18 protein-coding genes are annotated in these 23,692 nt (G+C 70.2%); 10 read left to right on the top strand and 8 right to left on the bottom strand.

Annotated features, from left to right (window positions below; translation table 11 throughout):
• Positions 1–280: 280 nt before the first annotated feature.
• Entirely contained in the window at positions 281–3,451 is a 3,171-nt protein-coding gene (gene ileS, locus ACFWPS_RS20340) for an isoleucine--tRNA ligase (RefSeq protein WP_383706956.1), read from the bottom strand.
• 800 nt (positions 3,452–4,251) lie between these two features.
• Between ileS and ACFWPS_RS20335 the strand changes: the two genes are divergently transcribed.
• The 6 genes from ACFWPS_RS20335 (at position 4,252) to ACFWPS_RS20310 (ending at position 9,867) form a co-directional block, all read left to right on the top strand.
• Positions 4,252–4,977, top strand: a complete 726-nt coding sequence (locus tag ACFWPS_RS20335; RefSeq protein WP_383706954.1) for a TraR/DksA family transcriptional regulator — start codon at positions 4,252–4,254, stop codon at positions 4,975–4,977.
• A gap of 67 nt (positions 4,978–5,044) precedes the next feature.
• Entirely contained in the window at positions 5,045–5,659 is a 615-nt protein-coding gene (lspA, locus tag ACFWPS_RS20330) for a signal peptidase II (RefSeq protein ID WP_383706952.1), read from the top strand.
• Positions 5,660–5,723: 64 nt separating this feature from the next.
• Complete coding sequence (locus ACFWPS_RS20325) at positions 5,724–6,668, top strand: RluA family pseudouridine synthase (RefSeq protein WP_383706950.1); 945 nt, start codon at positions 5,724–5,726, stop codon at positions 6,666–6,668.
• Positions 6,665–7,135, top strand: a complete 471-nt coding sequence (locus ACFWPS_RS20320) for a GNAT family N-acetyltransferase (RefSeq protein WP_383706948.1) — start codon at positions 6,665–6,667, stop codon at positions 7,133–7,135. The genes ACFWPS_RS20325 and ACFWPS_RS20320 overlap by 4 nt, the downstream gene beginning before the upstream one ends.
• 218 nt (positions 7,136–7,353) lie before the next feature.
• Positions 7,354–8,940 (top strand): Na+/H+ antiporter, encoded by a 1,587-nt coding sequence (locus ACFWPS_RS20315; protein ID WP_383706946.1) that lies wholly within the window; start codon positions 7,354–7,356, stop codon positions 8,938–8,940.
• A gap of 186 nt (positions 8,941–9,126) precedes the next feature.
• Positions 9,127–9,867, top strand: a complete 741-nt coding sequence (locus tag ACFWPS_RS20310) for an SDR family NAD(P)-dependent oxidoreductase (RefSeq protein WP_383706944.1) — start codon at positions 9,127–9,129, stop codon at positions 9,865–9,867.
• 9 nt (positions 9,868–9,876) lie between these two features.
• On the opposite strand, the gene ACFWPS_RS20305 is transcribed toward ACFWPS_RS20310, so the two are convergent.
• Entirely contained in the window at positions 9,877–10,995 is a 1,119-nt protein-coding gene (locus tag ACFWPS_RS20305) for a mechanosensitive ion channel family protein (RefSeq protein WP_383706976.1), read from the bottom strand.
• Positions 10,996–11,133: 138 nt separating this feature from the next.
• Between ACFWPS_RS20305 and ACFWPS_RS20300 the strand changes: the two genes are divergently transcribed.
• Complete coding sequence (locus ACFWPS_RS20300; RefSeq protein ID WP_383706942.1) at positions 11,134–11,703, top strand: dienelactone hydrolase family protein; 570 nt, start codon at positions 11,134–11,136, stop codon at positions 11,701–11,703.
• A 7-nt stretch (positions 11,704–11,710) separates the two neighbouring features.
• Here ACFWPS_RS20300 and ACFWPS_RS20295 read toward each other — a convergent pair whose 3' ends face one another.
• From ACFWPS_RS20295 to ACFWPS_RS20275, 5 genes are all read right to left on the bottom strand, one after another.
• Positions 11,711–12,004 carry a hypothetical protein gene (locus tag ACFWPS_RS20295; RefSeq protein WP_383706940.1) on the bottom strand — a complete coding sequence of 98 codons (294 nt, stop codon included), beginning with the start codon at positions 12,002–12,004 and terminating at the stop codon, positions 11,711–11,713.
• Positions 12,005–12,047: 43 nt separating this feature from the next.
• A complete protein-coding gene (locus tag ACFWPS_RS20290; protein WP_383706938.1) occupies positions 12,048–13,718 on the bottom strand; it encodes an alkaline phosphatase D family protein in 1,671 nt (556 codons plus the stop codon).
• 105 nt (positions 13,719–13,823) lie between these two features.
• Positions 13,824–14,642 (bottom strand): thioredoxin domain-containing protein, encoded by an 819-nt coding sequence (locus ACFWPS_RS20285; RefSeq protein ID WP_383706936.1) that lies wholly within the window; start codon positions 14,640–14,642, stop codon positions 13,824–13,826.
• Between the two features lie 100 nt (positions 14,643–14,742).
• Positions 14,743–15,435, bottom strand: a complete 693-nt coding sequence (locus ACFWPS_RS20280) for a hypothetical protein (protein ID WP_383706934.1) — start codon at positions 15,433–15,435, stop codon at positions 14,743–14,745.
• Between the two features lie 67 nt (positions 15,436–15,502).
• Positions 15,503–16,852, bottom strand: coding sequence for a DUF2252 domain-containing protein (locus tag ACFWPS_RS20275; RefSeq protein WP_383706932.1), 1,350 nt, complete (start codon positions 16,850–16,852; stop codon positions 15,503–15,505).
• Between the two features lie 328 nt (positions 16,853–17,180).
• On the opposite strand from ACFWPS_RS20275, the gene dnaE reads away from it, so the two are divergent.
• Complete coding sequence (dnaE, locus tag ACFWPS_RS20270) at positions 17,181–20,720, top strand: DNA polymerase III subunit alpha (protein ID WP_383706930.1); 3,540 nt, start codon at positions 17,181–17,183, stop codon at positions 20,718–20,720.
• Between the two features lie 112 nt (positions 20,721–20,832).
• Here dnaE and ACFWPS_RS20265 read toward each other — a convergent pair whose 3' ends face one another.
• Positions 20,833–21,009 (bottom strand): hypothetical protein, encoded by a 177-nt coding sequence (locus tag ACFWPS_RS20265; RefSeq protein WP_167449920.1) that lies wholly within the window; start codon positions 21,007–21,009, stop codon positions 20,833–20,835.
• A 220-nt stretch (positions 21,010–21,229) separates the two neighbouring features.
• Here ACFWPS_RS20265 and ACFWPS_RS20260 point away from each other — a divergent pair, with 220 nt between their 5' ends.
• Positions 21,230–22,450 (top strand): NYN domain-containing protein, encoded by a 1,221-nt coding sequence (locus tag ACFWPS_RS20260; protein WP_383706928.1) that lies wholly within the window; start codon positions 21,230–21,232, stop codon positions 22,448–22,450.
• 226 nt (positions 22,451–22,676) lie between these two features.
• Positions 22,677–23,651 (top strand): ABC transporter ATP-binding protein, encoded by a 975-nt coding sequence (locus ACFWPS_RS20255; RefSeq protein WP_383706926.1) that lies wholly within the window; start codon positions 22,677–22,679, stop codon positions 23,649–23,651.
• Positions 23,652–23,692: the final 41 nt, after the last annotated feature.

Raw genomic sequence — 23,692 nt, 5'->3', positions numbered from 1 at the left:
GCCCCGCCCTTTTTACGCGGGTTGCGCGGTCCGGCTTCCCCGGGGCGCTCACCGCCCCACCCAGGGGCGCGGGGTTGTGTCGGTATGCGGCTGCCGTCGCGCGGGCGCACGTTCGGGGAGCCGACCCTCAGTTTGGGGAAGACGCTCACACATCAGGGGTGCGGGGCTGTACCGATATGCGGCTCCGCCGCGTGGGCGCACAGCGCCTGCTCCGACCCGCACATACGAGAAGGGCCGATCCCCACCGTGGAGACCGGGCCCTTCTCGAAGAAGCCGGCGGTTATGCCTTGCGCAGACGGAACGTCAGCGACAGCCCTTCGTCGGTGAAGGGATCGCCGTAACCGTCATCCCCCTCGCCTTGAGAGAAGTCGGTCGCCAGAACCTCGTCGGCGATCAGCGGAGCGTGCTCCGCCAGCGCCGCGATCACCGCCGGGTCGGTCGACACCCACCTGAGCGCGATCCGGTCGGCCACGTCCAGCCCGCTGTTCTTGCGCGCCTCCTGGATCAGCCGGATCGCGTCCCGGGCCAGCCCCGCCTGCCGCAGCTCCTCGGTGATCTCCAGGTCGAGCGCGACGGTCGCACCGGAGTCCGACGCCACCGACCAGCCCTCACGAGGCGTCTCCGTGATGATCACCTCGTCCGGCGCCAGCGTCACCGTCTCGCCGTCGACCTCCACGGACGCCGTGCCCTCACGCAGCGCCAGCGACAGCGCGGCCGCGTCCGCCGCGGCGACCGCCTTGGCCACGTCCTGCACCCGCTTGCCGAACCGCTTGCCCAGCGCCCGGAAGTTGGCCTTCGCGGTCGTGTCGACCAGGGAGCCGCCCACCTCGGAGAGGGACGCCAGCGAGGACACGTTCAGCTCGTCGGTGATCTGCCCGTGCAGCTCCGGGTCGAGCGCGTCGAAGCCCACCGCCGCGACCAGCGCCCGGGACAGCGGCTGCCGCGTCTTCACGCCCGACTCCGCGCGCGTGGCCCGGCCCAGCTCCACGAGCCGTCGTACCAGAACCATCTGCTTGGACAGCTCCGGGTCGATCGCGGACAGGTCCGCCTCCGGCCAGGACGACAGGTGCACCGACTCCGGCGCGCCCGGGGCCACCGGCACCACCAGGTCCTGCCACACCCGCTCGGTGATGAACGGGGTCAGCGGGGCCATCAGCTTGGTGACGGTCTCCACGACCTCGTGCAGCGTGCGCAGCGCGGCCTTGTCGCCCTGCCAGAAACGCCGCCGCGAACGGCGGACGTACCAGTTGGACAGGTCGTCGACGAACGCCGACAGCAGCTTGCCGGCGCGCTGGGTGTCGTACGCCTCCAGTGCCTGCGTCACCTGGTCGGTGAGCGCGTGCAGTTCGGAGAGCAGCCAGCGGTCCAGGACCGGCCGGTCGGCCGGGGCGGGGTCGGCCGCGGACGGCGCCCAGTTCGACGTACGGGCGTACAGCGCCTGGAAGGCGACCGTGTTCCAGTACGTCAGCAGCGTCTTGCGGACGACCTCCTGGATGGTGCCGTGGCCCACCCGGCGGGCCGCCCACGGCGAACCGCCGGCCGCCATGAACCAGCGCACCGCGTCCGCCCCGTGCCGGTCCATCAGCGGGATCGGCTCCAGGGTGTTGCCCAGGTGCTTGGACATCTTGCGGCCGTCCTCGGCGAGGATGTGACCGAGGCAGACCACGTTCTCGTACGACGACTTGTCGAAGACCAGCGTGCCGACGGCCATGAGGGTGTAGAACCACCCTCGCGTCTGGTCGATCGCCTCGGAGATGAACTGCGCCGGGTAACGGCTCTCGAACAGCTCCTTGTTCTTGTGCGGGTAGCCCCACTGCGCGAACGGCATCGAACCCGAGTCGTACCAGGCGTCGATGACCTCAGGCACGCGCGTGGCCGTCTTCGCGCACTGCGGGCACGCGAAGGTGACGTCGTCGATGAACGGGCGGTGCGGGTCCAGCTCCGACTGGTCGGTGCCGGTCAGCTCCGTCAGCTCCGCGCGGGAGCCGACGCAGGTGAGGTGGTCGTCCTCGCAGCGCCAGATCGGCAGCGGGGTGCCCCAGTAGCGGTTGCGGGACAGCGCCCAGTCGATGTTGTTGTTCAGCCAGTCGCCGTACCGGCCGTGCTTGACCGTGTCCGGGAACCAGTTGGTGTTCTCGTTCTCCGCGAGGAGACGGTCCTTGATCGCCGTCGTGCGGATGTACCAGGACGGCTGCGCGTAGTAGAGCAGCGCGGTGTGGCACCGCCAGCAGTGCGGGTAGCTGTGTTCGTACGGAAGGTGCTTGAAGAGGAGGCCGCGCTGCAACAGGTCCTCGGTGAGCCGTTCGTCGGCCTTCTTGAAGAAGACGCCGCCGACCAGCGGCACGTCCTCCTCGAAGGTGCCGTCCGGGCGGACCGGGTTCACCACCGGCAGGCCGTAGGCGCGGCAGACCTTGAGGTCGTCCTCGCCGAAGGCGGGGGACTGGTGGACCAGACCCGTACCGTCCTCGGTCGTGACGTACTCCGCGTTCACGATGTAATGCGCCGGTTCCGGGCTGTGCCCATTGGTTCCCTCGCTGACGCTCGGGAACTCAACCAACTCGAACGGACGTTGATAGGTCCAGCGCTCCATTTCGGCGCCGGTGAAGGACTGGCCCGTGGTCTCCCAGCCCTCGCCGAGCGCCTTGGCGACGAGCGGCTCGGCGACGACGAGCTGCTCCTCGCCGTCGGTGGCGACGACGTAGGTGACCTCGGGGTGCGCGGCGACCGCCGTGTTGGACACCAGGGTCCACGGGGTGGTCGTCCACACCAGGAGCGCGGCCTGGCCGGCGAGCGGACCGGAGGTGAGCGGGAAACGGACATACACGGAGGGGTCGACGACCGTCTCGTAGCCCTGCGCCAGCTCGTGGTCGGACAGGCCGGTGCCGCAGCGCGGACACCAGGGCGCGACGCGGTGGTCCTGGACCAGGAGATCCTTGTCGAAGATCGTCTTCAGCGACCACCAGACCGACTCGATGTACTCGGGGTCCATCGTGCGGTAGGCGTCGTCCAGGTCGGTCCAGTACCCCATACGGGTCGTCAGCGCCTCGAAGGCATCGGTGTGGCGGGTCACCGACTCACGGCACTTGGCGTTGAACTCGGCGATGCCGTACTTCTCGATGTCCGGCTTGCCGCTGAAGCCCAGCTCCTTCTCGACCGCGAGCTCCACGGGCAGGCCGTGGCAGTCCCAGCCGGCCTTGCGGGCCACGTGGTAGCCGCGCATGGTGCGGAATCGGGGGAAGACGTCCTTGAAGACGCGCGCCTCGATGTGATGGGCGCCGGGCATGCCGTTGGCGGTGGGCGGGCCCTCGTAGAACACCCACTCGGGGCGGCCCTCGGACTGCTCCAGGGTCTTGGCGAAGATCTTCTGCTCGCGCCAGAAGTCGAGCACGGCGTGCTCGAGGGCGGGCAGGTCGACCTGTGCGGGCACCTGGCGGTACGTCGGCGCTGTCATCTGCGAGCTTCCTCCAACGGACTTGCTGCCTTCCGTCGGAGGGACGAGAGCCTTGCCTTGCGTACGCCGTGTGCGGCGCGCTCCCGCGGTACCACCCTCCTTGGCCCCCCGGTCGCCGTATGCGCCGGTGAGCCCCCTCATTGGGGTCGCGAAGCCGGTTCTACTCGCCCCCGCCTCTCGGCTGCGGCTTTCCTCCGGCGGCTCCGGGGTGATCTTCGCGTCGCGCTCGCCCCCGGGCTTCCACCGTCCCCGGGTCGCTCTGGGCTGCGTACGCCGCTACTCGTCCCCATCCACGCTTCTCGCTCCGCCCAGTGTACGGCGCCGCACGGACAGCGGCCGACCCGTTTTCGGGGCGCCCGTCCCGGCACGGTCGGCGCCCGGTGGCCGTCCGGCCGGGATGACCCGAATGGCGCGGTACGCGTGTTCGCATCCTGGGATGTCCGGCTCGGCGGATTACCGCGCGGGGAGCTGGGCACAACGCATGCATACCTGCTGCGTGGGGGGTGCGGGGCAGGCGGATCGGGCGGCGTGCCCCGTTGCCGCGGGACTCGAGTCGATTTATCGTCCCAGCACGATTCGCGTGCAAGATCACAATATGTGAAGGGGCCGCGGCCATGGTGGCGAAGAAGACCGCCGTAAAGCAGTCGGCGTCCGGCCGGTCCAGGGGCGCGACTGCCTCCGACGGCGACACCGACGGGAGCGGCGGAAAGCACGGCGCGCGTGCGACAGCGGCGGCTCCTTCCGGGAAAACACCAGGTGAAAAGGGCTCCGTCAAGAAATCGGCCGCAAAGAAGGCGCCGGTGAGAAAGGCGGCGGAGAAGAAGACCGCCGCGAAGAAGGCCGACGGGGCGAAGGCGGCCGGGAAGGCGGCCGCGGTGGTGAAGGACATCGTGGACAGGTCCGAGAAGCCGGAGCAGCCGGAGCAGCCGGAGAAGAGCGCATCCAGGGCCGCGGCGACGAAGACCGCGGCGGAGAAGGGCACGGCCAAGAAGAGCACGGCCAAGAAAGCGGGCGCGGCGCGGGCCGCGAAGCAGACGGGAGCCACGACAGTGGTTGCGAAGAAGACTCCTGGCAGGGCCGCGGCGGCGGAGACCGCCGTCCCCAAGGCGCGGGTCGCCACGGCGGCTCCGGGTGAACTCGCGGTGCGTCCCGGCGAGGACCCGTGGACGCCACAGGAGGTCGAGGAGGCGCGCACCGAGCTGATGACCGAGGCGCTGCGGCTGCGGACCGAGATCGAGGCGTCCGAGAGCGCCCTGGCCGGGTTGATGCGGGACTCCGGCGACGGCGCGGGAGACGACCAGGCCGACACCGGCACCAAGAACATCACCCGCGAGCACGAACTGGCACTGGCCGCCAACGCGCGCGAGATGCTCGAACAGACCGAGCGCGCCCTGCAGAAGCTGGACGCGGGCACCTACGGACTCTGCGAGAACTGCGGGAACCCCATCGGGAAGGCCCGGATGCAGGCCTTCCCGAGGGCCACCCTGTGCATGGAGTGCAAGCAGAAGCAGGAACGCCGCTACTGAGCATCGGGGTCCCCTGAGGCGTGCCGTAGTCTCGTCCCGAGGCAGGCACCTAGGTTGAGGGACTCACGTGGCAGAGGCGGAACGCATCATCGGTACGCCGGGCACCCCGGACGACGACGGCGAGCGGACGGCGGCGCCCCGCGCGTCGGACGCGTCCGGTGCGGATCAGCAGTCCACCGCGGACCGGCGGCCCGGGCGCGGGCGCCGTATCGCCGTGCTGTTCGCGGTGGCCGCCTTCGCGTACGCCCTCGACCTGGTCAGCAAGATGATCGTGGTCGCGAAGCTGGAGCACCACGCGCCGATCGAGGTCATCGGCGACTGGCTGGAGTTCCACGCGATCCGCAACCCGGGCGCGGCCTTCGGCTTCGGCGGCGCCTTCACGATCATCTTCACGGTGATCGCGGCGGCCGTGATCGTCGTGATCTTCCGCCTGGCCCGCAAGCTGTACAGCTTCCCCTGGGCGGTCGCGCTCGGCCTGCTGCTCGGCGGCGCGCTCGGCAACCTCACCGACCGGATCTTCCGCTCGCCGGGGATCTTCGAGGGCCAGGTCGTCGACTTCATCGCGCCCAAGGGCTTCGCGGTGTTCAACCTGGCCGACTCGGCGATCGTCTGCGGCGGCATCCTGATCGTGCTGCTCTCCTTCCGCGGTCTGGACCCGGACGGGACCGTCCACAAGGACTGAGCAAGGACCGAGCGGCCCCGGGCTTGCGTACGGGGCTGCCGGCGCGGTCCGGCATACTCGACGGGTGAGTACGATTCCCGAGATCCGAACCCTGCCCGTGCCGGACGGCCTGGAGGGCGAGCGCGTCGACGCCGCCATCTCCCGCATGTTCGGCTTCTCCCGTACCAAGGCGGCCGAGCTGGCCGCGGCGGGCAAGGTCCAGGTCGACGGGTCGGTGGTCGGCAAGTCCGAGCGGGTGCGCGGCGGGGCCTGGCTGGAGGTCGAGATGCCGGGGGCGCCCGCGCCCGTGCAGATCGTCGCGGAGCCCGTCGAGGGCATGGAGATCGTGCACGACGACGATGACGTGGTCGTGATCGTCAAGCCGGTCGGTGTCGCCGCGCACCCCAGCCCCGGCTGGACCGGCCCGACCGTGATCGGCGGTCTCGCCGCCGCCGGCTACCGGATCTCCACCTCCGGCGCCGCCGAGCGCCAGGGCATCGTGCACCGCCTCGACGTCGGCACGTCGGGCCTGATGGTGGTCGCCAAGTCGGAGCGGGCGTACACGTCGCTGAAGCGCCAGTTCAAGGAGCGCACGGTCGACAAGCGCTACCACACGCTCGTCCAGGGCCACCCCGACCCGACCAGCGGCACCATCGACGCCCCCATCGGACGCCACCCGCAGCACGACTACAAATGGGCGGTCACGGCCGACGGCAAGCCCTCCGTGACCCACTACGACCTCGTCGAGGCGTTCCGCGCGGCCTCCCTGCTCGACGTGAAGCTGGAGACCGGCCGCACCCACCAGATCCGCGTCCACATGGCCGCCCACCGCCACCCCTGCGTCGGCGACCTGACCTACGGCGCCGACCCGACGCTCGCCAAGCGGCTGCGCCTCACCCGCCAGTGGCTGCACGCGGTCCGGCTCGGTTTCGAGCACCCCGGGGACGGCGAGTGGGTCGAGTTCGAGAGCGGGTACCCGGCCGACCTGCAGGAGGCGCTCGACCAGGTCCGCGAGGAGACGTACGGATGAGCACGCGCGCGTACGCGGTGCGGGTCGCCGAGGACCCCGCCGACCTGGAGGCGTGCTTCGCGGTGCGCAAGCAGGTCTTCGTGGTCGAGCAGGGCGTCCCCGAGGACCTGGAGTACGACGAGTACGACCCCGTCGCCGTGCATGTCCTGGCGGTCCGCGAGGACGGCGTACCGCTCGGCACCGGCCGGCTGCTGTACGGCGAGCCGGCCGCGGCGAAGACCGACGGCGACCTGTCCCTCGGCTCGCTGGGCCGGCTCGCGGTCTCCCAGGAGGCCCGTGGCCTCGGTATCGGGGTCGCCCTCGTCCGGGCCATCGAGGAGGCCGCACGCGCGCGTGGCCTGACCGCCGTGGATCTGCACGCGCAGTTCCACGCGCTGCGCTTCTACGGGCGGCTGGGCTACGAGCCCTACGGTCCGGAGTACGAGGAGGCGGGCATCCCGCACCGGGGGATGCGCAGGGCTTTGTAGCCGAGGGACGGCATCGGAAGCCGAGGGACGGCGAGAGGACGGCGGCGGTGGTTCGGCACCGCCGGGCTGCGGCGCCGTGCCGATCACCGTCGTGGCGGACAAGGCCTGATCGCCGTTGCGGCAGACAAAAAGGGCGCGCCGCGGATACGCGGGCCGGAAGGCCGCCGTGGCACGCTTGAGGCTGCCGTTGCGTCGTCGATCTTCCCGGAGCGCTGGCCGTGGATCAGTTGGCCCTGTTGTTCGTGCTGCTGCTCGGGGCCCTGGTGAGCGTTCCGGTGGGGGACCGGTTCGGGCTGCCGGCGCCCGTGCTGATGACGCTTTTCGGGATCGTCCTCGCGGTCGCCGACTTCGTGCCGAACGTGAACATCCCGCCCGAGCTGATCCTGCCCGGCCTGCTGCCACCGCTGCTCTACGCCGCCGTACGGCGGACCTCCTGGCGGCAGTTCGCGGCCAACAAGAGACCGATCTTCCTGCTCGCCGTGGCCCTGGTCTTCGTCACGACGCTGTGTGTGGCCGTCGTCGCCAGCGCGATCGTGCCCGGACTGCCGATCGCCGCCGCGGTCGCGCTGGGCGCGCTGGTCGCCCCGCCCGACCCGGTCGCCGCGACCGCCGTCGCCGGACAGCTCGGGCTGCCGCGCCGGCTGGTGTCGATCCTGGAGGGCGAGGGCCTCTTCAACGACGTCACGGCCATCGTTCTCTACCACGTCGCCATCGCCGCCGTGGTCAGCGGCACGTTCTCGCCGTGGCGGGCCGGGCTGGACTTCCTGCTGTCCGCCGTGGTCGCGCTCGTCGTCGGGCTGGTGCTCGGCTGGGGCGCGAACAAGCTGATGGACATCCTCGGCGACGCGACCCTGCAGATCGGCCTGACTCTGATCGTCCCGTACGCCTCCTACGTCATCGCCGAGGAACTGCACGGCTCCGGTGTGCTCGCCGTGCTCACCACCGCGCTGTTCATCGCCGAGTACGCCACCGACGCCGACGACGTGATGACCCGGCTGGCCGGCTACACCTTCTGGGACATCGTCGACACGCTCGTCACCGGGGTCGCCTTCGGGCTGATCGGCCTGGAGCTGCACAACGCGATCCGCACGGCGGCCGGCCGCTGGAGCGAGATGCTCGGCTGGGCGGCCACGATCGTCGGCGTGGTCGTCGTGGTGCGGCTGGTGTGGCTGCTGCCGGCGACCTGGCTGACCAAGCGGCTGCACGCCCGGCGGGACTACGACGAGGAGATCCCGACCAGCTGGCGGGAGACCGTCGTGATGTGGTGGTCCGGGATGCGCGGGGTGGCGTCGGTGGCGCTGGCCCTGGCCATCCCCCTGAAGACGGACGACGGGTCGGCGTTCCCGGACCGGGACGAGATCGTCTTCATCGCCTTCGGCGTGATCATGGCGACGCTGGTGCTCCAGGGGCTGACCCTGCCGTGGCTGGTGAAGCGGCTGGGGGTACGGGCCGACACCGACCGCGAGAAGGAGATCGAGCGGGAGCTGGCGGTACGGGCGGCGAAGGCGGCACGGCGGCGCCTCAAGGAGATCGAGCAGGTGGAGGAGTTGCCGGAGGACGTGACGGAGCAGATGCTGCGGCGGGCCTTCGAGATCGGGTTCCGGATCAGTCCCGACGTGGTGGAGGACGAGCGGCGGGAGGGCCACGAGAAGCGGATGCGGCGGCTGAAGAGGTTGCGGCGGATCCAGCAGGAGATGCTGAGCGCGGCGCGGCACGAGGTGCTGGCGGCGCGGAGCGAGCCGGGGGCGGATCCGGAGATCGTGGACCGGGTGCTGCGGCACCTGGACGTCCGCAGCCTGCGCTGAGCGCTCCGCTGGAAGCGCCGCGATGTGCCGTCTGCCGTCTGCGGCGCCGTCGGGGCTGGTCGCGCAGTTCCCCGCGCCCCTTCGGGGGCGCTGCCACGCCGGGCGTGTGCGGCGGCAGTAATACAAACCCGTGGCGTCTGTGGACGGTCACAGGCGCCGTCGGCTTTCCGCTCGTAGTCTCGGATCATGGCTCGGAACATTGTGATCAGTGGTGGAGGGACCGGGATCGGACTCGCGGCGGCGCGGGTGTTCGCCGGGGACGGGGATCGGGTGCTGCTGCTCGGGCGGCGCAGAGAGGTGCTGGAGAAGGCGGGGGTGCCGGGGGCGGAGGTGTATGCCGCCGATCTGGCCGAACCGGAGCAGGTGCGCGGAGTCGCGCGGTTCGTCGCCGAGGAGTTCGGGACCGTCGATGTGCTCGTCCACAGCGCCGGAGGGAACGCGGCGCGTGCGGCCGGCGCGGATGCCGGCGATCCGCTCGACGCCGTCGCGCGTACCTGGACCGGCAACTTCCGGCAGAACACGCTGAGCTCCGTCCTGCTGACGGAGGCCCTGAAGGAGCGGCTTGCCGACCCCGGCGGGCGGGTGCTGTTCATCAGCTCCCTCGCCGCGTTCCGGGGCTCGGGGACCGGGTCGTACGCCGCCTCCAAGGCCGCCCTGCATCCCTATGCCCATGACCTGGCCCGGCAGTTGGGGCCGCGCGGGGTCACCGTGAACGTCGTCGCGCCGGGGTACATCGAGGACACCGACTTCTTCGGCGGGCCGGTGGAGGAGACGCGGCGGGCGCAGCTTGTCGCCGAGACGACGACCGGGCGGGCCGGCACACCCGGTGACGTCGCCGCCACCCTGCACTGGCTGGCCTCCCCGGCCGCCGGGCACGTCACCTCGCAGATCATCCAGGTCAACGGCGGCGCCGAGCGCGGCCACTGAGGCGAGGCCTCAGCCGCGGCCGGTGCGGGGCGGTTCGTGCAGCCGCCGGTTGGCCGCGGCCGCCGCCCCGTCCTGGGAGGGGATGATCCCGCCGGGGGGCAGGACCGCGTCGGCCGTGTTGACCCGGGGCAGGGCGTACGGGTGCTCCGCGGTCAGCCAGGTGATCATCTGCTCGCGGACGGTCACCCGGACCTTCCAGACGTCGTCCGCGTCCTTGGCGGTCACCAGCGCGCGTACCTGGATGGTGTTCGGTGTGCTGTCGGTGACCACCAGGCCGTGGTCCCGCCCGTCCCAGGCCGGGCACTCCCGCAGGATGTCCCGGAGCTTCTCGCGCATCGGCCCGATCGGCGCCGAGTGGTCGAGGTGCCAGAAGACAGTCCCGGTCATCTGCGGGGTGCCCCGCGACCAGTTCTCGAAGGGTTTGGAGGTGAAGTACGAGACCGGCATGGTGATCCGGCGCTCGTCCCAGGTCCGTACCGTCAGAAAGGTCAGGGTGATCTCTTCGACCGTGCCCCACTCGCCGTCGACCACGACCGTGTCACCGAGGCGCACCATGTCGCCGAAGGCGATCTGCAGACCGGCGAACATGTTCGCCAGCGTGGACTGGGCGGCCACACCGGCGACGATGCCGAGGATTCCGGCGGAGGCCAGCAGCGAGGCACCGGCCGCGCGCATCGCCGGGAAGGTCAGCAGCATCGCCGCCACGGCCATCACGCCGACGATCGCCGTCACCACCCGCATGATCAGCGACACCTGGGTGCGCACCCGGCGGACCCGGGCCGCGTCGTGGTGGACGCGGGCATAGCGGTCGTAGGTCGACTCCACGACAGCCGCCGTGATCCGCACCACCAGCCAGGCTGCCGACCCGATCAGCACCAGGGTCAGGACCTGGCCGACGGCCACCTGGTGCTCCCGGATCAGCTCGGCCTGGTCGTAGGACCCTCTGAGCAGGGCAGCGCACAGCACCAGCTGGTAGGGGACGCGGCCGCGGCGCAGCAGGCCCCACAGGGGCGTCTCGCTGTGCCGTGCGTCGGCCTTGCGCAGCAACAGGTCGGTCGCCCAGCCGATCAGCAGGGTGAGGACGACGGCGCCGCCGACCACGATCAGCGGGCGGAGTACGTTCTCCATCTCCATGGATCCGAACGTAACCGGATCTGCGGGGTCCTGAACACGCCGTCCGGTGACAAGGGCGTCACGGTCGTGGCCGGGACCGTCGGCGCGCCGGGTACGGCGGGCGTTGTCGGTGGTGGCTGGCACCATGGGCGCATGAACATCATGCTCTTTCACTCGACCTATGGCCTCAGGCCAGCGGTGCGCGAGGCCGCCGACCGGCTGCGTGCCGCCGGGCACGAGGTGTGGACGCCGGACCTGTTCGAGGGGCGCACGTTCGACACGGTCGAGGAGGGCATGGAGTTCAACGAGTCCATCGGAAAGGACGAGCTGCTGAAGCGGGCCGTGCTGGCGGCGGCGCCGTACTCGGAGCGCGGGCTGGTGTACGCGGGGTTCTCGCTGGGTGCCTCGATCGCACAGACGCTGGCGCTGGGTGACGAGCGGGCGCGGGGGCTGCTGCTTCTGCACGGCACGTCGGACATCGCGCCGAGCGCGTCGGTGGACGACCTGCCGGTGCAGCTGCATGTGGCCGAGCCGGACGCCTTCGAGACGGACGACTGGCTGAGCGCCTGGTATCTGCAGATGGGCCGGGTCGGCGCCGATGTGGAGATCTACCGGTACGCGGGGGCCGGTCACCTCTACACCGACCCCGGTCTGCCGGACTACGACGAGGAGGCCGCCGAGGCCACCTGGCGGGTGGCACTCGGCTTCCTCGAGACCCTCTAGAGCGCTGTCAGCACGCCTTCGGCGGGTTCACCAGCGACTGGAAGTGACCGGACCACACCCAGGACACCGGCAGGGAGTCGTAGATCCTGAACCACCGCTCCCCCGAGGGGGTGTCGGTGGTCGAGCACGCGATCCGCAGGGTGGTGCCCCTCGGCTCCACGCGGTACCTCGTCGACGAGGACGTGGGCTGGGCGTATATGGGGGCGCTCTCCAGCGTGGTCAGGTTGACGTAGGCCGGTGCCGCGGAGGTCCTCGACACGATTGACGGGCCGCCCGATTGACGGCCCGTCAGTCCGGTCATGCTAACCACGCGTGATCGGAAACGTGATCGATTATTGGGGGCCCTACACCGGGTCGTAGGTGCGCTCGACCTTCTGGGTGCCGCTGCGAGTGCGGTACGACCGCTCCCAGGACGAGGTGGCGTCGGCCTTCGTCTTGTCGGAGAGGACGTAGTAGTCCATCTGCGCCCGGTCGGCGGTGATGTCCAGGACGCCGTAGCCGTGCCGGTCGGTGTCGACCCAGTGGACATGCCGGTTGGCCAGCTGGATGACCGGCGCGGCGAGCGCGGAGACGACGCCCGGGGAGACCTTGAGGATGTCGTCCAGGTTGTCGGAGGTCACCGAGGTGACCACGAACTCCGTGGCGGCGGAGGCCGACAGCGGGTACGTACCGGCGTCCACCGGCACGTCGTTGGCCCAGGCCATGTGGATGTCGCCGGTCAGGAAGACGGTGTTGGAGATCGCGTTGGAGCGCAGGTGGGCCAGCAGCTCGCGGCGGTCGTCGGTGTAGCCGTCCCACTGGTCGGTGTTGAGGGCGAGGCCGTCCTGCGGCAGCCCGAGCAGCTTGGCGAGCGGCTTGAGCAGGTCGGCGGAGAGCGAGCCGATGGCGAACGGCGAGATCATCACCGAGTTGCCGACCAGCCGCCAGGTGGTGTCGGAGGCCTTCAGTCCGGCCTTCAGCCAGTCGAGCTGGGCGCGGCCGGTGATGGTGCGGTCCGGGTCGTCGACCGAGCCGCTGCCCGTGGACACCTGCTGGGAGCGGAAGGAGCGCAGGTCGAGCAGGGAGAGGTCGGCGAGCTTGCCGAAGCGCAGCCGGCGGTAGGTGGTGCCCGCGATGGCCGGGCGGACCGGCATCCACTCGAAGTAGGCCTGCTTGGCCGCGGCCTGACGGGCCGTCCAGGTGCCTTCGGCGCCCTCGGTGTGGTTCTCGGCACCGCCGGACCAGGAGTCGTTGGCGAACTCGTGGTCGTCCCAGATCGCGATGACCGGCGCCTTGGTGTGCAGGGCCTGCAGGTCGGTGTCGGTCTTGTACTTGCCGTGCCGTATGCGGTAGTCGGCGAGGGTGATGATCTCGTGGGTGGGCGCGTGCTCACGGACGACCGTGTCGCGGGTGCCGTACTCGCCGGTGCCGTACTCGTAGATGTAGTCGCCCAGGTGCAGCCAGGCGTCCAGGTCGTTGCGGGCGGCCAGATGGCGGTATGAGGCGAAGTAGCCGGCCTCCCAGTTGGCGCAGGAGACCACGCCGAAGCGCAGGCCCGGGACGGTGGCGTCCGTCGCCGGCGCGGTGCGGGTACGCGCCACCGGGGAGTCCGTGGAGCCGGCCGAGAAGCGGAACCAGTAGTCGGTGGCCGGGGCCAGACCGCGGATGTCTGCCTTGACCGTGTGGTCGGAGGCGGCGGTAGCGGTGGTGGAGCCCTTCGAGACGACGTTCGTGAGCGCCTTGTCGGTGGCGACGACCCAGCTCACCTCGGTGTCCGGGCCGACCCCGGAGCCGGGCGTCGCGTCGGCGGTCGGCGTCACCCGGGTCCACAGCAGGATGCCGTCGGGCAGCGGGTCGCCGGAGGCGATGCCGTGCAGGAAGGCGGGCGCGTCCGAGGCGGCCCGGGCCGGCAGCGCGGCGGCCAGCGGGGCGGCCAGGACAGCGGTCGCCGCCGCGGCCTTGACGACCGTACGGCGGCGGGGGAAGAGGGGGTTGGCACCCTCGGAGGCCTGAGTTGATCGGTATCGACTGGTCACGTCCGATGAGGTTACTGACCAGTATGGACAAGAGCAGGCGAACGAAAGAAAGTTCGCCTGCTCTTCACGCGGAGGTGCTCCGGTCCCTGTGCGCAGGGACCCGGGTCACGCCTTGAGCGCCGCGTCCACCACGGTGTTGAAGGCGTCGACCGTCATCGGCGGGTTGCCGCTGGAGTCGGCCGTCAGCATCTTGCCGTTCATGACGAAGCTCGGGGTGCCCGTCACGCCGTCCTTGTTGGTGTTGAAGAGGTTCGACATGGCCATCGCCCAGGCGTCGTAGGTGCCCTTCTTGACGGCGTCGTCGAACTTCGCGTTGTTCTTCAGCGCGGGAACCGTGTTCGCGACCTTGATGAGGTACGAGTCGTCCTTGAACGTGTCGGTGGTCTCGTCCGGGTGCCACTTGGTCGAGTACAGCGCGGTCTTGTACTCGAGGAACGCCTCGGGGCTGACGTTCAGCGCGGCGCCCAGGGCGCTCAGCGCGTTCTTGGAGCCCTGGCCGTTGTCCTTGTCGTCGATGAACGTGCCACCGATGTACTCGATCTTGAACTTGCCGTCGTCGATGTCCTTCTTCACGGTCGAGCCGACGGTCTGCTCGAACTGGGCGCAGACCGGGCAGCGCGGGTCCTCGTAGATCTTGAGGGTCTTCTTGGCGCTGGCCTTGCCGATGACGACCGTGGTGCCCTTGGTGCCGGTGGTGTTGGCCGGAGTGACGACCTTGGCGTCCTTCAGGCCGTTCCAGTAGCTGGGCTTGTTGGCCTGGACGACGGCGTAGCCTATGCCGCCCGCCGCGGCCAGCACGGCCACGACCGAGCTGGCCACGATGACCTGCCGCCTGACCTTGGCGCGCTTGGCCTGCTTCTCGCGTTCGACGCGCAGCCGCTCCCGGGCCGCGTTCTTGGCAGCTGCGCTGTTCCGCTTGCTCATGTTGGTGATCTCCATAGAGGACGCGCACATGTCGTACGCGGGATACGTGTGGGGGCCTCGTCGTGCTCGGACGAGGGGCGTACTCGGGTGGGAGGGGCGCTCAGGCGAAGGACGGGGCGAGCGCCCCGGAGCACGGCGGTCCACGCCGTCCCAGGGAGTGCACGAGGAGCAGGCCGCGGGCGGCGGCAGGGCGCGGCGCCGGGCGCGGCAGCCGTCGTACCGGAGCCGGCCGGACCGTGCCCGCGGCGACCGCGAGGAGCAGCGGGCGGAAGGTGGTGGCGGCGACGGCGCGCAGCAGCTGGGTCAGGGCGCGCTCGCCACGGCGCAGCCAGGCGGCGGCGAGCAGGCCGACGCAGACGTGCGCGGCGAGCAGCAGCCAGGCGGCGGCCGGGTCGGCGTGCGCGAGGGCCGTGGCGGCGCGGGAGCCGCCGGTCATCCGGGCCAGCGGGGTACCGACCGTGCCGCCGTGACACAGCACGTCGAGGCCGACCGCGCGCAGCGGGCCGGCGACGGGGCCGCCCGCCCGGCCGTAGCAGGCGTGCTGGCCGGTGGTGAAGACCGTGTCGGCGGCCAGCTCCAGCGGGATCAGCAGGGCCGCGATCCGGCCGAAGCCGCGCTCGCGACCCGCCAGCGTGTAAGCCGCGACGAACACGCCGGCGGCGACCGCGGCCACCGTCGTGAACGGCAGCGGGGCCCGGGACAGCAGCACGTGCGACGCGGTGCTGAGCGTCACGACGAAGGCCGTGAACAGCGCCGCGCGCACGGCTCTGAGCTGGGTCCCGGATATGTCCATAGCGGTGGAGAGTCTGTCACGTACTCATGTAAGGGACCCCTAAAAAGGCCCTGAGAATCGGCGAAGGTTACAGCCCTGGAATGCGGCCGTTGCGGAAGAGGTCGACGAAGATCTGGTGGTCGGCACGCGCACGTGCGCCGTAGCTGTGGGCGAAGTCGGTGAGCAGGCCCGCGAAGCCGTCCTCGTCGGCGGCGATCGCCGCGTCGATGGCCCGCTCGGTGGAGAACGGCACCAGGGACTCGCCGGACTGGTCGTCGGCCGCCGAGTGCATGGACGCCGTGGCCCGGCCGAGGTCGGCGACGACCGCCGCGATCTCCTCCGGGTCGTCGAGGTCGCTCCAGTCCAGGTCCACCGCGTACGGCGACACCTCGGCGACCAGCTGCCCCGCGCCGCCCAGCTCGGTCCAGCCCAGCCACGGGTCGGCGTGCGCCTGGAGGGCGCGCTGCGAGATCACCGTGCGGTGGCCCTCGTGCTGGAAGTAGTCCCGGATCGCCGGGTCGGTGACGTGCCGGGAGACGGCCGGGGTCTGGGCCTGCTTGATGTAGATCACCACGTCGTTCTCCAGGGCGTCCGTGGCACCCTCCAGGAGGATGTTGTACGACGGCAGCCCGGCCGAGCCGATGCCGATCCCGCGGCGGCCCACCACGTCCTTCACGCGGTAGGAGTCCGGACGGGACAGCGACGACTCGGGGAGGGTCTCCAGGTAGCCGTCGAAGGCGGCCAGGACCTTGTAGCGGGTGGCGGCGTCCAGCTCGATGGAGCCGCCGCCTGAGGCGAAGCGGCGCTCCCAGTCGCGGATCTCCGTCATCGAGTCCAGCAGCTCGAAACGGGTCAGCGAGCGGGCCGTGCGCAGCGCGCCGAGCAGCGGGCCCTCGGCGGTGTCCAGGGTGAACGGCGGCACCTCGTCGCTCTTCGCGCCCGTCGCCAGGGCGTGGATGCGCTCGCGGTACGCCTCCGCGTACACCTCGACCAGCTCGGTGATCTGCTCGTCGCTGAGCGCCTTCGCGTACCCGATCAGCGCGACGGAGGCGGCGAAGCGCTTCAGGTCCCAGGTGAACGGGCCCACGTAGGCCTCGTCGAAGTCGTTGACGTTGAAGACCAGGCGCCCGTTGGAGTCCATGTAGGTGCCGAAGTTCTCCGCGTGCAGGTCGCCGTGGATCCACACGCGCGAGGTGCGCTCGTCCAGGTACGGGCCGGTGTATATCCGCCCACCGCCCAGCCCGGCGTGCTCCACGTCCAGGTCGTGGTAGAAGAGCGCGGCCGTGCCCCGGTAGAAGGCGAAGGCCGAGGCCGCCATCTTCCGGAACTTCACGCGGAACGCGGCCGGGTCGGCGGCCAGGAGCTCGCCGAAGGCGGTGTCGAAGACGGCGAGGATCTCCTCGCCGCGCTGCTCGCCGTTGAGCTGGGGGACCGGCATCGCTGGGTGCCTCCTGGTACGGGTGGTGCCTGACATGTGGCGCGGATCTCTCGCCCGGACCAACGCGCGAAGGTCCCCGGGAGTGCCCGCTTTCTCCGCACGAAGGTACGCGGGGGAGCCCGCCGGGTGTCAGTGCCGAGGCATAGGATTCCGCTGTCCCACCAGACTGTCCGCAGCCGGTCGGAAGATCGTCGACGCCTGCCCACCCGCCGCCCGACCACTGCCCCGCAACGAGGCGCTTCGCGCCGCACCCGCCCACCCGCCGCCCGACCACCGCCCCTCAACGAGGCGCTTCGCGCCGCACCCGCTTAATTTGGAGGCCGAAACCGTGTCAAAGCCGCCCTTCACGCACCTGCACGTCCACACCCAGTACTCGCTGCTGGACGGTGCCGCGCGGCTCAAGGACATGTTCAACGCCTGCAATGAGATGGGCATGACGCACATCGCCATGTCCGACCACGGCAACCTGCACGGGGCGTACGATTTCTTCCACACGGCGAAGAAGGCCGGGGTCACCCCGATCATCGGGATCGAGGCGTATGTCGCCCCCGAGTCCCGGCGCAACAAGCGCAAGATCCAGTGGGGTCAGCCGCACCAGAAGCGGGACGACGTGTCCGGTTCGGGTGGTTACACCCACAAGACGATGTGGGCCGTGAACAAGACCGGCCTGCACAACCTCTTCCGGCTCTCCTCCGACGCCTACGCCGAGGGCTGGCTGCAGAAGTGGCCCCGGATGGACAAGGAGACGATCTCCCAGTGGTCCGAGGGGATCGTCGCCTCCACCGGCTGCCCCTCCGGCGAGCTCCAGACCCGGCTCCGCCTCGGGCAGTACGACGAGGCACTGAAGGCGGCCGCCGACTACCAGGACATCTTCGGCAAGGACCGCTACTTCCTGGAGCTGATGGACCACGGCATCGAGATCGAGCACCGGGTCCGCGACGGCCTCCTGGAGATCGGCAAGAAGCTCGGCATCCCGCCGCTGGTCACCAACGACTCGCACTACACGTACGCGCACGAGGCGACCGCCCACGACGCCCTGCTGTGCATCCAGACCGGCAAGAACCTCTCCGACCCGGACCGCTTCAAGTTCGACGGCACCGGCTACTACCTGAAGTCCACGGACGAGATGTACGCCGTCGACTCCTCGGACGCCTGGCAGGAGGGCTGCGCCAACACCCTCCTGGTCGCCGAGATGGTCGACACCACCGGCATGTTCGAGGCGAAGAACCTCATGCCGAAGTTCGACATCCCCGACGGCTACACCGAGGTCACCTGGTTCAAGGAGGAGGTCCGCCGGGGCATGGCGCGCCGCTTCCCCGGCGGCGTCCCGGACGACCGCCAGAAGCAGGTCGAGTACGAACTGGACGTCATCATCCAGATGGGGTTCCCCGGCTACTTCCTCGTGGTCGCCGACTTCATCATGTGGGCCAAGAACAACGGCATCGCGGTCGGCCCCGGCCGAGGCTCCGCGGCCGGCTCGATCGTCGCCTACGCGATGGGCATCACCGACCTCGACCCGATTCCGCACGGCCTGATCTTCGAGCGGTTCCTCAACCCCGAGCGCGTCTCCATGCCCGACGTCGACATCGACTTCGACGAGCGTCGGCGCGTCGAGGTGATCAGGTACGTGACCGAGAAGTACGGCGCCGACAAGGTCGCCATGATCGGCACCTATGGCAAGATCAAGGCCAAGAACGCGATCAAGGACTCCGCGCGCGTGCTGGGCTACCCGTACGCGATGGGCGACCGGCTCACCAAGGCGATGCCCGCCGACGTCCTGGGCAAGGGCATCGACCTCGACGGCATCACCAACCCCTCGCACCCGCGGTACAACGAGGCGGGCGAGATCCGCGGGATGTACGAGAACGAGCCGGACGTCAAGAAGGTCATCGACACCGCGAAGGGCGTCGAGGGCCTGGTCCGGCAGATGGGTGTGCACGCCGCCGGCGTGATCATGTCCAGCGAGCCCATCGTCGACCACGCCCCGATCTGGGTGCGGCACACCGACGGCGTGACCATCACCCAGTGGGACTACCCGCAGTGCGAGTCGCTCGGCCTGCTGAAGATGGACTTCCTCGGCCTGCGCAACCTGACGATCATGGACGACGCCGTCAAGATGGTGAAGTCCAACAAGGGCGTCGACCTCGACCTGCTGGCCCTGCCGCTCGACGATCCGAAGACCTTCGAGCTCCTCCAGCGCGGCGACACCCTGGGCGTCTTCCAGTTCGACGGCGGCCCCATGCGCTCCCTGCTGCGCCTGATGAAGCCCGACAACTTCGAAGACATCTCCGCCGTCTCCGCGCTGTACCGTCCGGGCCCGATGGGCATGGACTCGCACACGAACTACGCGCTGCGCAAGAACAAGCTCCAGGAGATCACCCCGATCCACAAGGAGCTGGAAGCGCCCCTCGAAGAGGTGCTCGCGGTCACCTACGGCCTGATCGTCTACCAGGAGCAGGTGCAGAAGGCCGCCCAGATCATCGCCGGGTACTCGCTCGGCGAGGCCGACATCCTGCGCCGCGTGATGGGCAAGAAGAAGCCCGACGAACTGGCCAAGAACTTCACCATCTTCCAGGCCGGCGCCAAGAAGAACGGCTACAGCGACGAGGCCATCCAGGCCCTGTGGGACGTGCTGGTCCCGTTCGCCGGATACGCCTTCAACAAGGCGCACTCGGCCGCGTACGGCCTGGTGTCGTACTGGACCGCCTACCTGAAGGCGAACTACCCCGCCGAGTACATGGCCGGTCTGCTCACCTCGGTCAAGGACGACAAGGACAAGTCGGCCGTCTACCTCAACGAGTGCCGCCGCATGGGCATCAAGGTGCTCCCGCCGAACGTCAACGAGTCGGTGCACAACTTCGCCGCGCAGGGCGACGACGTGATCCTCTTCGGCCTCGAAGCCGTACGCAACGTCGGCACGAACGTGGTGGATTCGATCATCAGGAGCCGCAAGGCCAAGGGCAAGTACGGCTCCTTCCCCGACTACCTCGACAAGGTCGAGGCGGTCGCGTGCAACAAGCGCACCACGGAATCACTGATCAAGGCGGGCGCCTTCGACGCCCTGGGACACACCCGCAAGGGCCTCACCGCGCACTTCGACTCGATGATCGACAACGTGGTCGCGGTCAAGCGCAAGGAGGCCGAGGGCCAGTTCGACCTCTTCGGCGGGATGGGCGAGGAGGAGAGCGACGAGCCGGGCTTCGGACTGGACGTCGAGTTCACCACCGAGGAGTGGGACAAGACCTACCTGCTCGCCCAGGAGCGGGAGATGCTCGGTCTGTACGTCTCCGACCACCCGCTCTTCGGCCTGGAGCACGTGCTCTCCGACAAGGCCGACGCGGGTATCGCCCAGCTCACCGGCGGCGAGCACGCCGACGGCGCGGTGGTCACCATCGGCGGCATCATCTCGGGTCTCCAGCGCAAGATGACCAAGCAGGGCAACGCCTGGGCGATCGCCACCGTGGAGGACCTCGCGGGTTCCATCGAGTGCATGTTCTTCCCGGCGAGCTACCAGCTCATCTCGACCCAACTCATCGAGGACGCGGTGGTGTTCGTCAAGGGCCGCCTCGACAAGCGCGAGGACGTGCCCCGGCTGGTGGGGATGGAGCTGGCGGTCCCGGATCTCTCCAACGCCGGCACCAACGCGCCCGTGATCCTCACCATCCCGGCCACCAGGGTCACTCCGCCCATGGTCAGCCGACTCGGCGAGATCCTCAGCCACCACAAGGGCGACAGCGAGGTCCGGATCAAGCTCCAGGGCCCGACCAAGACCACCGTGCTGCGCCTCGACCGGCACCGGGTGAAGCCGGACCCGGCGCTGTTCGGCGACCTCAAGGTGCTGCTCGGCCCGTCCTGCCTGGCCGGATAGGTCCTCACCCGGTACGGACGGTCGTACGCGCGCGGAAGGGGCGCACCCGCATCGGGTGCGCCCCTCCTGTGTGCCTGGGCTTCAACAGCCCGGTGGGACCTGGTCAGTCCGCTCAGTTGTGACCGAAGCTCTTCTGCTTCTTCTTCGCAACGTCCGCAGGGCTGCCCTGGATGTGCGACACCGGCGAGTCCTGGGACTCCGTCGACGTACGCTGCGGGTGCTCGTGGGTCTGCTCGGTCTGCGAGGTGCGGTTCTGAGAGCCACCCTTGCGATTCTTGTTCTTGGCCATGGTGATCTGCCTCCTGTGGGGGATCTAGGGGCCGAATTCAGATTCACATAGGCTGACAACGGACGCATTTCGGATAATTACCGTGTGTGACGCGGCTTGTCGGAGAGCGAGGTCCCGAAACGCCACGCCGAAGATCGAGTTCGGGCCGTTAACGCCCGCGTGGTCGGGCAGACTCGAAGGAAGCCCCGAAAGCAAACCTCCCGGAAAGAGGGTGAGTCGCGTGGACCGCTGCATCGTCCTGGTGGACGCCGGGTATCTGCTGGGTGCCGCCGCCAGTCTCCTCGCCGGTGAGCCCTCCCGATCCCGGATCACCGTCGACCACGCCGCGCTGATCCAGGCGCTGCGCGACCGCGCGGAGTCCGACACCGAGCGTCCACTGCTGCGCATCTACTGGTTCGACGGCGCCCCCGACCGTGTCCCCCAGCCGGAACACCGTCGGCTGCGCGTGATGCCCCGGGTGACCGTCCGGCTCGGCGCGCTGACCCGCAGCGACGGACGCTGGGCACAGAAGGGCGTGGACGCGGCCATGCACGCCGAGCTGACCGAGCTGGCCAGGAACCGGGCTTGCTCCGACGTCGTCCTTGTGACCGGCGACGGGGACCTGCTGCCGGGCATGATGGCCGCCAAGGAGCACGGGGTCGCCGTACACCTGTGGGCCGTGCAGGCCGCCGACGGGGACTACAACCAGTCCGAGGACTTGGTCGCCGAGGCCGACGAGCGGCGGGTCCTGGACCGGGCGTGGATCACCCAGGCGGTACGGGCCAAGGAGCTGACCGCGGTCTGTGCGCCGCCGCCGGTGCCGCGGCCGGAGATCGCCGCGATTCTCTCGGCGCCGCCCGAGTCGTCGCTGGCGTCAGCGGCGGAGGCGGTGTCCGAGGGCGCCGACCGGGCGCCGGTGGCGGGCGTGGCGGAGAACGGGGCGCCGGAGCGGATGCCGGCGCCGAAGGGGGTGCCGACGCCCAAGGATCTCGCCGCGCTGCGGGCGCCGGGCGCGCAGCCGGTCCAGAGTCCCGCGACGACGGCCACACTGCGGTGGTCCTCCGACAAGGGGTGGGTGGACCGGCCGGGGGGTGCGGCGGAGTCGGCGGAAGCGGCCTCGATGCCGACGCTGGCGCAGCTGACCACGGCGGAGCAGCGGTGGGCCGACCGGGAGGAGGACATCACGACTGTCGGCGGGGATCCGTACGAGGTCGGGCAGGTGTTCGCCAAGCGGTGGATGTCGCGGCTCGGGGACCAGAGCCATCTGCACAAGCTGTCGGGGATGTATCCGCGGATTCCGCACCGGATCGACGGGGAGCTGCTGCGGTACGCGGCGCGGTTCGGGTTGCTGGCGCACAAGGACGACCAGATCGACGAGCATGACCGGTACGCCATTCGGGCGGGGTTCTGGAGAGAGTTCGATGTTCCGGCGGGGGCCGGGGAGCATGCGTCGGTGGAGTGATCGAGGGAGGGCGGAGGGATGATTTCGGCTGCGGGCCGGTGGGGGTCGTTCGCGCCCACGCGGCGGCAGCCGCAAATTGACACGGCCCCGCGCCCCTTACGGGGCGCTGTACCTCGCGGGGGCACAAGCTGGGGCGCCCCAAAGGCGAGTAAACGGGGGCGACCCCGTAGTCTCGTCCCTTGTGAGTACGGGCGTGGGTCGGGCACTTCGGCAGCAGGGTGACGTCGTGTGTGCCGTGCGTGGGCTGACCAAGACCTACGCCGCGGTCAGAGGGCGGCGTGGCGCCCCCGCCGTGCCCGAGGTACGGGCCACCGACGGGGTGGAGCTCGATGTCCGGCGTGGGGAGATCTTCGGGCTGCTCGGGCCGAACGGGGCCGGCAAGTCGACGCTCGTACGGCAGCTCACCGGGCTGCTGCGGCCCGACGCGGGCTCCGTGGAGATCCTCGGGCACGACATCGTGCGGCACCCGGAGCGGGCCGCGCGGATCCTCGCCTACCTCGGGCAGGAGTCCAGCGCCCTCGACGAGCTGACCGTGTCCCTCGCCGCCGAGACCACCGGGCGGCTGCGCGGACTGGACGTACGGCAGGCCCGGAGCGAGCGCGACGCCGTGCTGGAGGAACTGGGCCTGACGCCCATCGCCGGGCGGGCGCTCAAGAAGCTCTCCGGAGGACAGCGGCGGCTGGCCTGTTTCGCCGCCGCGCTGGTCGGGGAGCGGCCGTTGCTCGTGCTCGACGAGCCGACGACCGGGATGGACCCGGTGGCCCGGCGGGCCGTGTGGGCCGCAGTGGACCGGCGGCGGGCCGAGCAGGGAGCCACCGTGGTGCTGGTCACCCACAACGTCATCGAGGCCGAGACGGTGCTCGACCGGGTCGCCGTCCTCGACCAGGGACGGGTCATCGCCTGCGACACCCCGGCCGGGCTCAAGGAGCGGGTCGCCGGTGAGGTGCGGGTCGACCTGGTGTGGCGGGAGCGGGCGCCGCTGGAGGTGCCCGAGGTGGCCGTCCTGCGGGAGCGTGCCGTCGAGTCCGGCCGGCGCTGGACGCTGCGGCTCGCGCCGGAGGAGGCGCGTGCCGTCGTCGCCACGGTGACCGGCGGGGCCGCCTTCGCCGCCCTCGACGACTTCACCCTCGCCACGCCCAGCCTGGAGGACGTATACCTGGCGCTGGGCGGCGCCGCACGGCAGGGGCTGGTGAAGGCGTGAGGGTGAACAGGACGGCGGCCGTGCGCGTACGGAAAGACGCG

The organism is Streptomyces sp. NPDC058457 (genome assembly GCF_042720695.1).
Classification (GTDB): domain Bacteria; phylum Actinomycetota; class Actinomycetes; order Streptomycetales; family Streptomycetaceae; genus Streptomyces.
Note: the sequence above shows the minus strand (reverse complement) of the source record. Positions and strands in the feature narration are given on the sequence as shown.